9 protein-coding genes are annotated in these 15,075 nt (G+C 43.3%); 8 read left to right on the forward strand and 1 reads right to left on the reverse strand.

Going from position 1 to position 15,075, the window contains the following annotated elements:
• Nucleotides 1-89: 89 nt before the first annotated feature.
• The 8 genes from PCY70_RS06470 to PCY70_RS06505 all read left to right on the forward strand — a co-directional run bounded on the left by PCY70_RS06470 (nt 90) and on the right by PCY70_RS06505 (nt 13,992).
• Nucleotides 90-272 (forward strand): hypothetical protein, encoded by a 183-nt coding sequence (locus PCY70_RS06470; protein ID WP_305768875.1) that lies wholly within the window; start codon nt 90-92, stop codon nt 270-272.
• Between the two features lie 9 nt (nt 273-281).
• Complete coding sequence (locus PCY70_RS06475; protein WP_305768876.1) at nt 282-3,626, forward strand: WD40/YVTN/BNR-like repeat-containing protein; 3,345 nt, start codon at nt 282-284, stop codon at nt 3,624-3,626.
• A 66-nt stretch (nt 3,627-3,692) separates the two neighbouring features.
• Nucleotides 3,693-6,899 (forward strand): beta propeller repeat protein, encoded by a 3,207-nt coding sequence (locus tag PCY70_RS06480; RefSeq protein WP_305768877.1) that lies wholly within the window; start codon nt 3,693-3,695, stop codon nt 6,897-6,899.
• Between the two features lie 18 nt (nt 6,900-6,917).
• Complete coding sequence (locus tag PCY70_RS06485) at nt 6,918-9,590, forward strand: hypothetical protein (RefSeq protein WP_305768878.1); 2,673 nt, start codon at nt 6,918-6,920, stop codon at nt 9,588-9,590.
• Between the two features lie 69 nt (nt 9,591-9,659).
• Entirely contained in the window at nt 9,660-10,778 is a 1,119-nt protein-coding gene (locus PCY70_RS06490; RefSeq protein ID WP_305768879.1) for a YARHG domain-containing protein, read from the forward strand.
• 96 nt (nt 10,779-10,874) lie between these two features.
• On the forward strand, nt 10,875-12,086 hold the full coding sequence (locus PCY70_RS06495) for an aspartate kinase (protein ID WP_305768880.1): 1,212 nt from the start codon (nt 10,875-10,877) through the stop codon (nt 12,084-12,086).
• 80 nt (nt 12,087-12,166) lie between these two features.
• Entirely contained in the window at nt 12,167-13,477 is a 1,311-nt protein-coding gene (locus PCY70_RS06500) for a hypothetical protein (RefSeq protein WP_305768881.1), read from the forward strand.
• Between the two features lie 14 nt (nt 13,478-13,491).
• Nucleotides 13,492-13,992 (forward strand): hypothetical protein, encoded by a 501-nt coding sequence (locus PCY70_RS06505; RefSeq protein WP_305768882.1) that lies wholly within the window; start codon nt 13,492-13,494, stop codon nt 13,990-13,992.
• On the opposite strand, the gene PCY70_RS06510 is transcribed toward PCY70_RS06505, so the two are convergent.
• The gene (locus PCY70_RS06510) at nt 13,989-15,071 is read right to left on the reverse strand and encodes a DUF917 domain-containing protein (RefSeq protein WP_305768883.1); all 1,083 of its coding nucleotides are present in this window, start codon (nt 15,069-15,071) and stop codon (nt 13,989-13,991) included. The two genes, PCY70_RS06505 and PCY70_RS06510, sit on opposite strands and share 4 nt — an antisense overlap.
• Nucleotides 15,072-15,075: the final 4 nt, after the last annotated feature.

Raw genomic sequence — 15,075 nt, forward strand, 5'->3', positions numbered from 1 at the left:
CAGATAAATGAAGAGAAGATAAGTCTGAGGAAGTGATTTATACTGGTGAGCTCTTGGTATCTAATGAGGACTTTCCAGCAGGAGAAACGGTGAGGCTCAACGCTACGATGGTTGATTGGCAAAATTATACAGTAAAATTAAGCGCAACGGCTGATATTGCTGTCTTGACACCTCAAGTATTGCAAGCTACGGGAAATGTAATAAGCTTGGAATTTATTATGCCGAGCAGAGACGTGAATGTATTAACAGATTTTAGATTTGAGTTTGAGTAGGAGGAATCTATGAAATTAGCAAGGTTATTTATAGTATTGACAATGGTGACGCTATCCTCAGTGGCAGTTAACGCGGCAGAAACTGTAACTTCTGGTACTCCAGAATTTGCAAAAGCGTTGAACACAGAGCGAATCAATTCTATAGAAGAGATCGAGTGGCATCAAATTTCTGTTGGCTCTCAGGGCGGTGCAGATAGCTCGTTTTTCCATCCGACAGATCCCGATTACGTTTATATTTCCCAGAACATGAGAACGACTTATATGTCTCGCGATGGAATGACTAGCGTTGACACGTGGGAAACCATTTCCGACGAAGATACTAATGGCAATTTGACATCGATATCTCAAGTCTATCAGATGAAATTTTCGCTACAAGATGAGGACTTTGGTGTTGCAGGAAATAACAGTGGGCTGTATGTAACAAACGACAAGGGAAAAAATTGGCGACCGTTTGCCGAGGACACATTCTCTCATGAATATTCGAAGATGAAATCAGTTTCTGCAGTGACAATCGATCCCGAGGATGATGATATTATTTATGCCGGGCTCGGGGGATTTTGGAAAAACAAAGACTCTCGAACAGATGCAAAGCGATATAAAGCAGCACCCAAAAATTCTGCAGGTGCTATTTATAAGACAACTGATGGAGGAAAAACTTGGACTAGAAACACTGCGGGGCTCCCAGCAGCGGCAGAGATCGGGCAAATTTTTGTACATCCCAAAGAACGCGACACTCTTTATGTGGCAACATCGCATGGAAACTTTATAAGCCACGATGGCGGCGCTACCTACGAACCAATTAACGACGGCTTAGCGGACCCCGTATCGGGCGAGGTTTATGTGAGGGATTTGGCATTCCATTACGATGAGGAAACAGACCAGGTGACTCTGGTGACTGCAACGTTAACTGTATGGGATACCGATGAAAATAAGGATTTGGTGCATACAAGCGGTGGCGTATATAAAAGTCTCGATGAGGGGGCAACGTGGGAATCGCTAAACGATGGCTTGATGGTTGATTACACACCATTTACTGTTTCGGAAGTTATTAACGCGGCGCCTATGCAAGGATTCACGGTGGGTGTTCGTCAATGGTTTGGATACAAAGACAAAGCCGAGTTACTGGCTAATGTAAATTTACCAAAAACAATATTACCAAACTTTAGAGAAGTGGAAATCAATCCTGTAAATCCGAACATTTTATATGCTGTAAATTGTGGTCGCAAAGAAGTTAGCGTTGAGCCAGAGGGGGTTTGGATCTCCGAAGACGGTGGTAAAAATTGGTTTATTTCGACCCGAATTGGAAGAGGTTACCAAGAAGATGCCGACTACTGGGCGGCGCAATACGCACCTGAAGATGTGGACCTAACCACTCGGAATGTGGCGATTGGCGGAGAGGAAGACTGGTCGTGGATGTTTGAGGGCAAATACCCTATGCTAGCGTATCAGTTTTTGGCAGTAAGCCCCGATGGCGAAACGCTAATTACGCATGTATTTAAATCGAGAATCGTATCGCGTGATGGGGGTAGAACTTGGGAGCAAGTTGATTCTGTGGAGCTTGCAGATGGCGTGTGGCTAGGCCGAGGCAATAGCAATGTGCCAGGGAAAACGCTTGTGCCGAATCCACATACGGGCGAGGTACTATTTGCATCTGGAGAGACTGGGTTGTGGCAGATAAATAAAGACGTAGAATATGATCATATAGAAACAGACTCCGTGCCTATGCAAAGAATTGATCCAGAAAACCAAATAGAATGCCCAGGCGGTGCGACGGCGTTTCATCCTCATGAGCCCGAAACAATTTATTCTGTGGTTAGTCGATTAGGTCATCGCGGCGAGTTTGTTAAATCCACAAATGGAGGCAAGGACTGGCAAACGGTATCTACAATTCACAAGTTTGGAACAGCAGATTCGATCAAAACCACGTCATTGCTAATCGATAAAAATGATCCCGACACGATGTATTTTGTATTGCCGACGCAGACATTTAATGAAACCGAATCGCGTCTTAAATTGCCAGACGAAGAGCGTGGCGTATATAAAACAATGGATGGTGGCGTAACCTGGAAAATGGCAAATGATGGAATTACATCGTCTCCTGCAGAAGTAATGAGCATTGCGTTTTCGAATGATCACAAAACTCTATATGCAGCGGTGATGTATGCAGATGGAGGGTTATATAGATCGACTGATGCGGCAGAGAACTGGGTTGAAATGACGTTGCCAACAGGAGTTAACGCGGTAAACGATGTAACCGTTGCGCCTAGTGGACGGATTACGATTTCGACAGGAGTTTCAGAAGATAACGGAATGTTGTGTGCGGGCGGAGTGTATCAAAGCGATGACGAAGGTGCGACATGGACAAAAATCTTTGACGGCCGAATGGTCATAGAAACAACAGTGGATCCGAACAACGAAGAAAGAATGATACTTACCGCAGGAAATGCGCTATCGGTAGATGGCCTAAATCAGGGATTGTTTATGACAACTGACGGAGGCGATAGTTGGGTGAAGATCAATAATGGAATTGGCACACCAAACCAAACTACAGAGGTGGTCTTCGATCCGCTCGATGAAAATGTGGTGTGGGCATCGTCATATTCGTCGGGATTTTATAAACTGCAATTGCCGAAAGATTTTTCGAGTGCAGATAAAAAGATGACACTGGGAGATGAGGTAAATAGGTTGGCAGCCGCAGTTGATGCGTTCACCGATGATATAGTTGTTGCTGGAGGTGCGTTAGTGAGTGCTGGGAAGGCAGTGGCTGATACAGTCGTTTCGGCAATAGATGTAGTGGCTGAAACTACAGCTGGAAAGGTTGTCACGGGAGCAATCGTCAGTGCGGGAGGAGCTATTGCCGATGCCGGAGGAGCGGTTGCCAATGCGGGAGGCGTAGTAGTCGATACAGTAGTTGATGCGGGGAAGGCAGTTGCCAACACTGTAACATTTGTAGCGAAAACAGTAGCCGACAGCGATGCGGGCAAGGCAGTAGCAGATACCGTGGCGTCTGCAATAAACGCTGTAGTGAAGTTTTTCGATTTTGATGATGACGAAGACGCAAACGGCGAAGACGCAAAAGTTGAAGATACAAAAGGCGAAGACGCAAAAGGCTATGTCGCATATATAGGAGAGCTGCTCCTAACCAACGAAGATTTTCCTGCAGGAGAAATAGTACAGCTTAGGGCAACGGTTTCTGATTGGCAAAATTATACAGTGACGTTGAGCAGTTCTGCGGACATTGCGATTATAGTGCCAGAAATATTAGAGGTTTCGGACAACGTAATCAGTTTTGAATTTATTATGCCGAACAGAGATGTGGATGTATCAAAAGATTTTCGGTTCGAATTTAAATAAAATAAGAACAGCCCCACCGATGGCAGATGATGCGTGGTGGGGTTATCTAATATAAGGAGGAGTTTTATGAAATTAGCAAAAATGTTTGTAGCTTTAACAATGGGAATTTGGACAGCGTCTTCTGTTGCCGCAGCAGATGTAGAGTATTTTGAAACCTTACAAAAAGAAGTGGTTATCTCAGAAGATTATGTGGAGTGGTTACAGTTTGCACCTGGAAACGCAGGATATTCGGAATATATTTTTACGCACCCAACCGACGCAAAGACGATTTTTAACTTTCCAGACATGCATAACTCGTATCGATCAACAGATGGCGGCGCAAATTGGAAGACTGTGTTAAATAGCGACCTTTCGAATCGAGGGCAAATGTCTCGAGTGGTGGGGGTAGATTTTTCTCGATCGAATGAAAACTTTGGAATGGCTGTTAGTGGCGCAGGAGTTTTTACCACTTATGACAAGGGAGCGACTTGGAGCCGGCCGAGCGCATTGACTGGAGCAATCAGTGCTATTGCGGTAGATCCGAATAATGACCAAATTTGGTATGCCGGATCGGGCGGATTTTGGGATTCAAAGGGAAATCACACGACTTTGGAAATGCCACACGGAAAAAAAGTGGTTAATTCTGGTAAATTATACAAAACTATCGATGGCGGAAAGTCGTGGCAGCGCTTGCCTGTGGATATTCCATCAAAAGCAATCTTCGGAGAAATTTATGTGAATCCCAATGATTCAAATATGATTTTTGCGCTCACTAGCTATGGGTTGTATAAGGCAACAGATGGGAAAACTTTTAAAAAGATTACAACGATAGAAGAAGAGGATGGGGTAGACCGCGACTTGGTTCGAGACATGGCGGTGCATGTTGATGGGGATGCGCTTACGATTGTTGCGATAAATCAGGTAAGGTATGAAGTTGCAGACGGAACAGTTGCGTCAACTGGCGGAATTGTTAAGAGTACCGACTTTGGTGAGACGTGGACCAGTATTAACGGCAACTTGGGAGTTAATTATAAAGCTTTGTCCGAATCGTCCGAAGAGACGGCGGCATTTATAAGAGGGTGGTTTCCGGGATGGTTTAAGAAATACTTTGGTACAACAGAAACTTATGGCGCAGCCATACAAACTTTGCCGACTGATATGCTACAAAATTATGAGCGAATCGTTATAGACCCGACCAACCCCAACAACATCTATGTGGAGCACAATGCAAAGCACTCGGCTTCGATGTTTATTGGCGATGTGTGGGCAACTCATGATGGTGGAAAAACATGGATTATCACTAGCAGGATAGGGCAGGGGTTTGCTATAGATAAAGAGTATTGGGACTCCGTGGGGCAGCCGACCGATGTCAATGTAAAGCTCGATCATGTGGGCAATCACTATTACGGAAATCAGTATGATACGCAAGCGGCGAGAGATCTAGATATTGATATTGATGGAAACGTATATATAATGTATCGAAATTTTGTAAAATCCGAAGACGATGGCGCAACGTGGGCCCAGTTAGATTCGCTAGAGACTCCTGCAGGAAACTGGGTGGGCACGGGGGCTAGCAACATGCCTGGTGGATACATAATTACAGACCCGTATTTGAGAGATCCAAACCTGATGTTTTTAATTTCGGGGGAGAACGGCCTGTTTAAGCGCGCCGATGATGCGGCAACGGTAAAGCCGGGGAGCGTGGCAGTTCAGTCGATAGTGGGTAGCCCCGAGTCGCCAGCAACGATTGGATTTTCGCCAACCGATATCAACACGATGTATATGACAATCTATCGCCAAGATCACAACGGGGAATTTCTAAAATCTGTAGATGGCGGAATGACTTGGGACGCGATTTCGAGATGGTATACACTAGATACGAATATGCACGCGGGGATGTATCCAAAAAATATTATAGTAGAAGAGGGCGACGAAACGATTTATTTCTCAAACTCGGCACGCCTGACATTTGAAGTTTCAGGACCGACGCAAAACGGAGATATGGGTGGCGTATATAAATCTACAGATGGCGGGTATAGCTGGGATCGAATTACAGCAGGGCTGCCACATGTGGGAAGCGTATTTGGGCTTGCTAGAAAATCGGAAACTGAGTTTTACGCAGGATCGACATCCTGGAGATCTGTTCCTATAAAGGCCGCAAAAATGGGAGCCAACACTTTAAACGTGTGGGAAGTGACCGGAGTAACAGATGCGACAAATCGCGTATATCCGAAAAAAATCCAGACCAACAGCGGTGATGACATCAAGACTCAGGATGTTGCCGCACTAGCAGGAAATGGAATCGGAATGGAGCAGACTGTTCCAAACCTTACGCCGAATACGAAGTATTACCTCGACGCTGTTGTGCGAACTGAGGGAGAAGAAGTGGGGACGTTATACGCAAAGAGCTTGGACGGCACCGTCATTGCAGAAGCAGATTTTGCAAGCCCAGGAGTTTCTGATGCAAAGGGAGTATTTTTTGAAACTGGTGACGACGAAACATCGGTAACAATTGGCGTCGAAAAGAAAACAGGAGCGGGCGAGGTGTACGTCGATAACTTCTATTTGAGAGCGGCAGGAGGGTTATATAAATCCACCGATGCAGCAGAAAACTGGGTAGCCGTCGATACATTTCCAGAAGTCGCACAAGTCAATGCAATCGAAATTATTCACGATAAAATTTACGTAACAGCAGGTGATGAATACTCTGGAGGCGATGTTGGAGGGTTATGGGTTAGCGAAGACGACGGGCTAAGCTGGGAGAAGTTGTTTGAGATGCCATATGTTATGGGAATTACGGTGCATCCGCATTATCCTGAAAAGATGATGGTATTGGTAGCAGATGGACAGGCGAATTATGGTGCGATAAATACGGGAATATATTTAAGCGATGACGGCGGTGCAAGCTGGGATAAAATTAATAAGGGGCTGGGCAACCCATCGCAAGTCTATGACATGTCGTTTGATCCGGATCCAACAAAGCTCGATACTATATGGGCAACGAGCAGTGGCGGCGGATTTTATAAGGGAACTATTTCGTCGGCAACAAAAAACGTCGCGTATGCAGGAGAGCTCCTACTATCTAATGAAGACTTTCCGGCAGGGGCCACGGTCAAACTGGACGCTACCATTTCTGATGCAACAAACTATACAATAACGTTAAGTAGCGCTGCGGACATCAAAGTTCTGACATCTAATATTTTGGAAAATGATGGCAATACCGTAAGTTTTGAATTCATTATGCCTAATAGAGATGTCGATGTGTTAGCAGATTTTAAATTTATTTTAAAATAGTATAGGGAGGTTATATTTATGAAGAAATGGGGAATGATTTTGGCAGCACTAACCATGTCTACTTCGGCATTTGCAGCGCCGTCGTATAGCTTCGATGTAGAATATTTTGAAACACTAAACAAGCAAAAGGTGATCTCGGAGGACTATATTAAATGGGAACAGTTTGCTCCCGGAAACGCAGGATATTCTGAGGCAGTAAATATTCACCCGACTGATCCTAATACGCTATTTAATTCGCCAGATATGGGAAATCATTATGTATCGCACGACCAGGGAAACAAGTTTTTGAGCATGGATGATGTGGATCAGTCGATCGAGTTTAATTCAAATCCTTCTATATTTCATGGCTTGGATTTTTCGAGGCAAGACGCAGATTTTGGGATAGCAGGTGGATCGGGGTTGTGGGTAACTCATAACAGGGGCGATAACTGGAGCTACATGCCTGGAGTGGGTGGACGCCTCGGAGCTGTTGCTGTGGATCCGACAGATGATAACATATGGTATGCTGGAACAGGTAGGTTTTGGAACATCAAAAAAAATTATACTACGCACATGAAACCTCATGGCGTGGAGCCGGCATTGATGTCGGGGTTATATAAAACGTCAAATAAGGGAGCAAAATGGGGCAGGTTATCTAATACGCAAATTCCGGATGAGGCAGAATTTTCACAAATTTTGGTAAATCCGTTTAATCCGCTTGAAGTTTACGCGGGAACATCGTATGGGCTATATAAAAGCGTGGATGCAGGCAAAACGTTTATAAAGTTAGATATCAATATGGATAAAGAGATAAATGATTCTAGCGATTTGGTGCGCGATGTACAAATGTATGTGGATGAGAAAAATCAGAATATTTCTCTAGTTGCGATATCTCAGATTCGATATTTTTTGGATGGCGAAGCGAGAAGCATCGGGCAGACGGGAGGCATAGTTCGAAGCGACGACGGTGGCGCAACCTGGATTGATATCACGGGGGATATGGGGTTCAATCTGCAGGAGGCTCACGACGCAACTATGGCAGCGACGGGCAATAACTATGTAAAAAGCTGGTTCTATAGCTTTGTGGGCAAATACTTTAATGGAATGCCAGAGTTCCCTGATGCAAAGAACAACGGCGCCATGGCTGCAGCTATTACAAAAAAGTATCCAAACTTGCCTACAAACTACATTCCGAACTTCGATAGGATTGCAATAGACCCGACCAATCCAGATAAAATTTACGTTTCGCACAACCCAACTCATGGCGCGTCTTTGCGAATGGGAGACGTATGGACAACTGATGACGGCGGAGCGCACTGGTATGTTGCCACTCGAACTGGTCGGGGTTGGATAGACGCATCGGAGTATTGGGCGGAGTCCGGAAAAGTCGCTGCCGATGCCGATCTAACAAAACCCAACGTAACGTATCATCATGCGGGAGAGGCATATTATTATGATGAGATTTATACTACACAGGGAGCGCGAGATTTGGACATCGGGCCCGATGGAACGGTTTATGTGATGTTTCGAAGCCTTGTAAAATCCACAGATGGCGGAGCAACATGGGAGCAAATCGATGTTAAATATAGAGAAGATGGTTCGATGACGGGCACCGGTGGCTCCAATATGCCTGGCGGTGTTATTGTAACAGATCCGCGAGATCCGAGCTTGATGTATTTGGGAACCGATGAAAACGGAACATTTAAGGTGGTAGACAAAGGAGCTGCAGATGCTCCGGCATATATCAAGCATTTGGCCAATTCTCCAGCAGCACCTGCGGGCATTGCAATATCCCCTGACGATATCAACACCATGTATATGACAATTTTGAGACAACACGGGAAAGGCGAAGTTTTTAGGTCAACAGATGCGGGCGAAAATTGGAGCTCCATCTCCAAAGTCTATAGCGTATCTAATATTTATGATATGTCACCAGGCGTATTTATAATCGATCCTAATGATGCGAACACGATGTACTTTACGGTTTCTTCCGACAGGATTCACGAATCAGCCAATAGCATTAACAAGGAGACAGCGCATCGAGGCGTATGGAAATCTACTGATGGGGGCTATAATTGGGTGCAAAAGAATGTTGGATTGCCAACTGACGCTAGTCCATACGAATTGGTATTTGACCCGAGTGATTCTAATATTTTGTATACCGGAATGTTGCTCAGCCAGGAAGCGATTACTGCAGTAGATGGAAAAGCTGGCGTGGGGATGTATGTATCCTATGATGGGGCAGAGAGCTGGGAATTGATGAAAGGGCTTCCAAAGGAAGTTGAGCAAGTAAACGATATTACATTCGACTCTGACGGAAACCTCTACATTGCGGCAGGATGGAAAGATAGAAGCCAGGATAGCGGAGGTGTTTGGGTGCGCAAGGCGGGGGCATCTGTATGGCAAAAGATATTTGAGCTGCCCAATGTTACGCGCATTGACTTTGATAAAAATCATCTCAATAGGCTTATCGTGCTTACTAGACCAAGCTCTACAAACTCGAAGAAGGTTTTGAATAATGGCATCTATATTTCTGAAAATTATGGGAATACTTGGAAAAAGGTTAATATGGGTGTAGGAAATCCTACCAAAGTCTATGATGTGGAGTTCGATTCGGAGGATCCGCAAATTGTGTGGCTATCGCATCATGCTGGTGGGTATTATAAAGGTTATATAGAAGAGCTAGATGAGGCTTTTTATAAATTTGATTAGGGCAAGAGCCTTGTAAAACCTTTAGTTTTTGCTAGAATAGGGATACTTGATACTAAAGGAGTTTTGTGTATGAAAAGAATGGCATATGCAGTTTTAAGTAGTGCGGTGTTAATTTCTTCGGTGCTGTATGCGGAAGAGATATATATACTGCCCGAAAGTGATAGCGCGTATCTAAATTGGGAGGATATCGATCATCTTACAGCAACTCAGGCCCGACTGGCACGCAATGAGATTTATGCTCGTCATGGCTATATTTTTGTAGATCATGAGCTTGATGCCTATTTTAGAAATCAGTCGTGGTATATTCCGTCTACATTAGAGCAAGAGTTTGATGTGAAGAAGTTGTCGGAACTTGAGCAGTATAATGTTCATTTGTTAAAGATGTATGAACATTCCGGAGATACGGCGCAGCTATCGTTTTCGTCGAGTCCGACAGAGTATATCGTTCCTCTTAGTAGCGCGGTCTATTTGGAGACAAAGGACATTGACCACCTCACTTTGGAGCAAGCGGGCATTGCTAAAAACGAGATCTTCGCGAAACATGGATGTATTTTTGACTCCGTCGATTTGGAGGCTTATTTTGTTGCCAGAACTTGGTATAATCCTTCTGTGAAAGCAGATCATTTTAATGTGGATGTATTTAGCGTTATCGAAAAGCACAACATCGAGTTGCTAGAAGCCTATATTGCAGCGGGGGTTGAGCCATCTCCGGGATCTATTGTCGCACCGCAAACTAATGCGTACTATGCAGATGCAACGATGTATACCAAATTTACCGAAAACGTTATTGGTTTTGATTTTGTAAGTTTTTATGACAGATATTTTAATGACATGGCTAGCGTTGCCTCGTTTGTAGAGCAATATAAATTTGATGTTCAAAACACGACTGACTTGTCTTTGGCGGCGGTTAACGATGACGCGACCACGCTATATGTAAAATTAAATGCTGTTGCGGAGAAACTAAAGCCATCTATAGTCTATGCAAAGGTACCAGATTATAATATCAACCTAACTGATGCGCGCGAGATGCTTTTTGCGGAGGCTCATGAATGGCAAGAAGATACGCACTATGTGGTTAGCAGCTTTGAGGATGGTGTAGCTGTTAGCTACTTTTTTAATTTAAACTCTCTTCGATACCCAAATCCCAGCGTGGATTATATCACTATAACAAAGGATGAGTATCATTAATGTTTTGCTGTATTTTTTGAATGCTGCCCCTTGAAATTGTTTGCAGACTCATGATATGCTCTGAAAGCAAATTTATATAAGAAAGGTGACATAAATATGTTAATAGTTCAAAAATACGGAGGTAGCTCAGTTGCGAACGCACAGCGAGTTCTCAATGTGGCCAATCGCATTGCTAAGACTTACCGTGCAGACAACCAAGTTATAGTGGTTCTTTCGGCTCAAGGCGATACAACAGACGACTTAATTGCAAAAGCAAAGGAAATTAATCCCAATCCGTCAAAGCGAGAAATGGACATGCTTTTAACTACGGGCGAGCAACAATCGGTGGCGCTTATGGCAATGGCGCTAGAAACACTTGGCGTTCCGGCAGTATCACTTAATGCATCGCAGGTTAAAATGCATACATCTCGCGACTATGGTGTTGCTAGAATAAATAAGATAGATACCAACAGAATTGAATCTGAGTTATATCGACGCAATGTTGTAATAATCACCGGTTTTCAGGGAGTTAATAGATACGATGACCTAACAACTTTGGGACGCGGGGGCTCGGACACAACAGCTGTTGCGATAGCGGCGGCCACACATGCGGATAAATGTGAAATCTATACCGATGTGGATGGAGTTTATACAGCAGATCCGAGAGTTGTCCCTGATGCTAGAAAGTTAGATCAAATCACGTATTCTGAGATGTTGGAATTAGCATCTTTGGGAGCAAAAGTGCTTCATAATCGATCAGTAGAGATGGCAAAGAAATATCACGTGGAGCTGGTTGTAAGATCGAGCTTAAACGAATCAGAAGGAACAATTGTTAAGGAGGAAACAGAAGTGGAAAAAATGTTAATTAGTGGTGTCGCTGGAGACGACAACGTTGCCAGAGTGTCATTGCTTAAGATAACAGACAAGCCTGGAAAAGCATTTGAGGTATTTAATACACTAGCAAAAAACAAGATCAACGTGGATATAATAATCCAATCGGTGGCCACAGACGGCAAAAGAAACATATCATTTAGTATAGATAAAGATTCGCTAGACGATGTGAAAAAAATCGTGAATGCAAACCTAAATATATGGGGAGTCGCAGGCGTTGAATATGAAGAAAATATAGCAAAAGTGTCGGTTGTGGGAGCAGGAATGGTATCAAATTCTGGCGTCGCATCGAAGGTATTTGAAGCTATGTATGATGCGAACATTAACATTAATATCATCTCAACATCAGAAATAAAGATATCCATTTTAATAGAAAAAGACGACATGAAAAGAGCTATGAGAGCAATTCATGATAAATTTAATCTAAGTAATAACTAAAGTGCAGTAGAAGCATAGATAGCAATGGCCGTCTGTGCCTTTTTTTACTTTTCTCAAAAGAGTCTTTAGGAGTGTGGTAAATGTTATTTTATAGGCGTCGAACTAAAAAGGATAATACAGATTTGATTAAATATTTAAAGTCGAACTTGCATTTGGTAGAAGATCAGTTGCCAACTTTGTCTGTAATGTTTGAGGAGTTGGTGGGGCCCAATGCCATTTTTGGTAAACCCAAAAAGCCTCATACTAAAGTGAGTTTAGTTCAAATTTTGAAATATTTATTACAGGTCTCTCCACACATGTTTCTTGGTACTTTAGATCGTATATATTCAACAGCATATTATAATGAGTATATGGCAGGTTCGTTAACCAATATTTCGTTTGTGCCTGCAGCAGCGCTTAAGAATGCTTTATGCTTTGAAGCTATTTTGGCTGATGTTGTTATTCAAATTAGGCAGCATATATATCAAATTGAATTTCGAATCAGTAACGAACATATGGCTCTTCGTTTTGCACGACTAGAGTCACCCAAGAGAAATATAGTATTAATGTTTAATATGAACACAAAATTGGGAATCTCAGAAAAGAGAGAAAAGAGGATATTTGAATGTGAAGAAGAATCTATCTACTTGGAAAAAGAAGACGCCAACTTGCGAATCAATTCCTATATTTTCCAATCAAATAAGTCTACTCTAAAAATAGATATACGCGAATTACAATTGTTGAATCTTGATGTTGCAGATGTTCGCAAATATAAAATGTATAACCTGTTGCCACTAACACTGTTGCGATACAAAGTGAAAATAGATACATTAGCAAGAAATCCGCTGATAACCAACGCTGAAAAAAGGGACGGGCTTCGACAAATCAAGAAAAATTTCTTAGCGCAGTCGAGACGTATATCCGATCAAATAGCGCGGCTAAATGCGGAGGAAAGCGATCTGCTGATGATCAAAATTGGGTTGGGTGAACTAATAGAATATTTTGATAATATGTACTTTGGCAATATGTTAAAAGAAAGCGGTGATTTGGCAATGGCATTTGAATCTGAATACGCACAGTTGTTGGCAGCCGCACGTGAAGCAAAGTTGGAGGCGGCTTATGCGATGAGCAATATGGCAAAAATCCAGCTAGACGCAACGGCGAGGATCAACGAAGCTGCAACAGAACTGACAACTGCTCAGATTGCAATAGAAGAGGCAAAAATAGAGGCAACTCTAGCAAAGCAAGAAGCTCGGGATATGAAGACAAAATTGGCAGAAGCAGAAGCTGTTGGCATCAAAAAGGTTGCTAAAAATTTGTTAATGGCAAAGTTAGACCTCAAACTTATCGCAACTTCTACGGGACTTCCTGTTCGCGAAATTAAAAAGCTACAAAATCAACTTAAAATATAGAAAGCGGTGGATTAATGATTATATTTCATGCCGAAGTTGGAGAACTTATTCTGTCAGCTAGAAGGGCTAAAAATAAAGTTAAAACAGCAAATATCGAACTTATTAAAGCGCAGACGGATCTATTTAAAGCTGCCGAGATTTTATCGGAAAGACAACCTCAATCGGCCGAGAATATGATTCGCGAAGCGGCAATAGCAGAAATAACGTGTATTTCCGATGCGAATGAGCTAACTGCATCAGCAATAGATGCCGAAATAGCAAAACTGCAAGTTGTAGCAACCTACACAGAAACTGATCCAGAAGATACTCAACAATCTACATTGGCAAAGTTGGCACAAAATGTTATCGATGCAACTCGCGCATTTGCAGCAGCTCAAGCAGAATGGGAAGAGGTTGAGGCTATGCTCAATACCGCAATCGATTCGAACGCGAAACGGATTGCTCGAAATCTTCTCGATGCGAAAATAGATGAAAAATTTATTGAGCAGGCGATGGGAATTGTTGAATTATTTTAGATAGGAATATACTCCAAGTCGAATCCAAAATATTTGGGACCAAAGCATTCCACACCAGCAGCAGACTTCCATATCTCTGGTGCTGGCAATGCGATAACTACAACATGCATATCCGCAACGGCATCGGGGTTGGTTACAGGCATTCCGTTGTCATCGAATATACATATTAGATCGGGGCATGTCACTACTGCGTCGCCATCTTTGTATGCAATGAGATTTTCATTTTTAAACCATATAGTACAAAAACTTTGATCGTAGCTGCCATCGCCTTCGATTTGGATTTCGCCAATGTTAAAGCCGCCAGTGCGCTCCCAAGATGTTCGTGTTATTATGCCTTCTATCAAAACTTTTCCAGACTCGGCAGCAGCAATGACATGCGGAGACTCGGCGCCAAACTCTCTTACCAGCTGACCAATTTTCATCGCATGACTGAGGGCACCCACGATGACCGATTGGCGATATTGTGTGGCCTGAATTGGATGGTCGACCACCCCTACCAGGTTGTTGCTTGCCACGGCTATTGCGCGAACAATTTCCTCGGCTCGATAATCATCAACTACATCGGTTAGTATTACGACGTCGCCAAATTCGGTGGCAACAGCCATGGGTGCTATTGGTACGTTATTTATAAAATAGGTGGAATGCGACAACTCGGGTACTGATCGCCCTGCTGGGTCGGCATCCATTATGGGGAGTCCGAGCAGAGCTGCGATATGCAGTGCTTCTGCTGTATTTGCACCACCCAATTCGGTGGAAGATATAGCACTAAACTTGGTGCCCAAAAACTCTTCTAACTTTTTAAATGCGACGACTGATGGGATATCCTCTATTTGAGGCAAATGCTTATACTTGTCTTCTAACTCGTCTCCTTCTTGTTTTGGTGCACCGCATCCATAGGGTGTCGCGATGTAGGCATCGTCCGCTATGTCGGTCACGTTTAATAGATGTATCGGCCTAGCATTGGCAAAATCATCGGCCATTATTTCGAGCCCCTCTGCCAGCGAACCGCCGCCACCTGTTCCTAAAACGGTGCATCCATATAATATGTCGATTACTTCTTGTTGTGTAAGAATTTTCATATAC

The organism is Candidatus Epulonipiscium viviparus (assembly GCF_030708075.1).
In the GTDB taxonomy this organism is placed as follows: domain Bacteria; phylum Bacillota; class Clostridia; order Lachnospirales; family Cellulosilyticaceae; genus Epulonipiscioides; species Epulonipiscioides viviparus.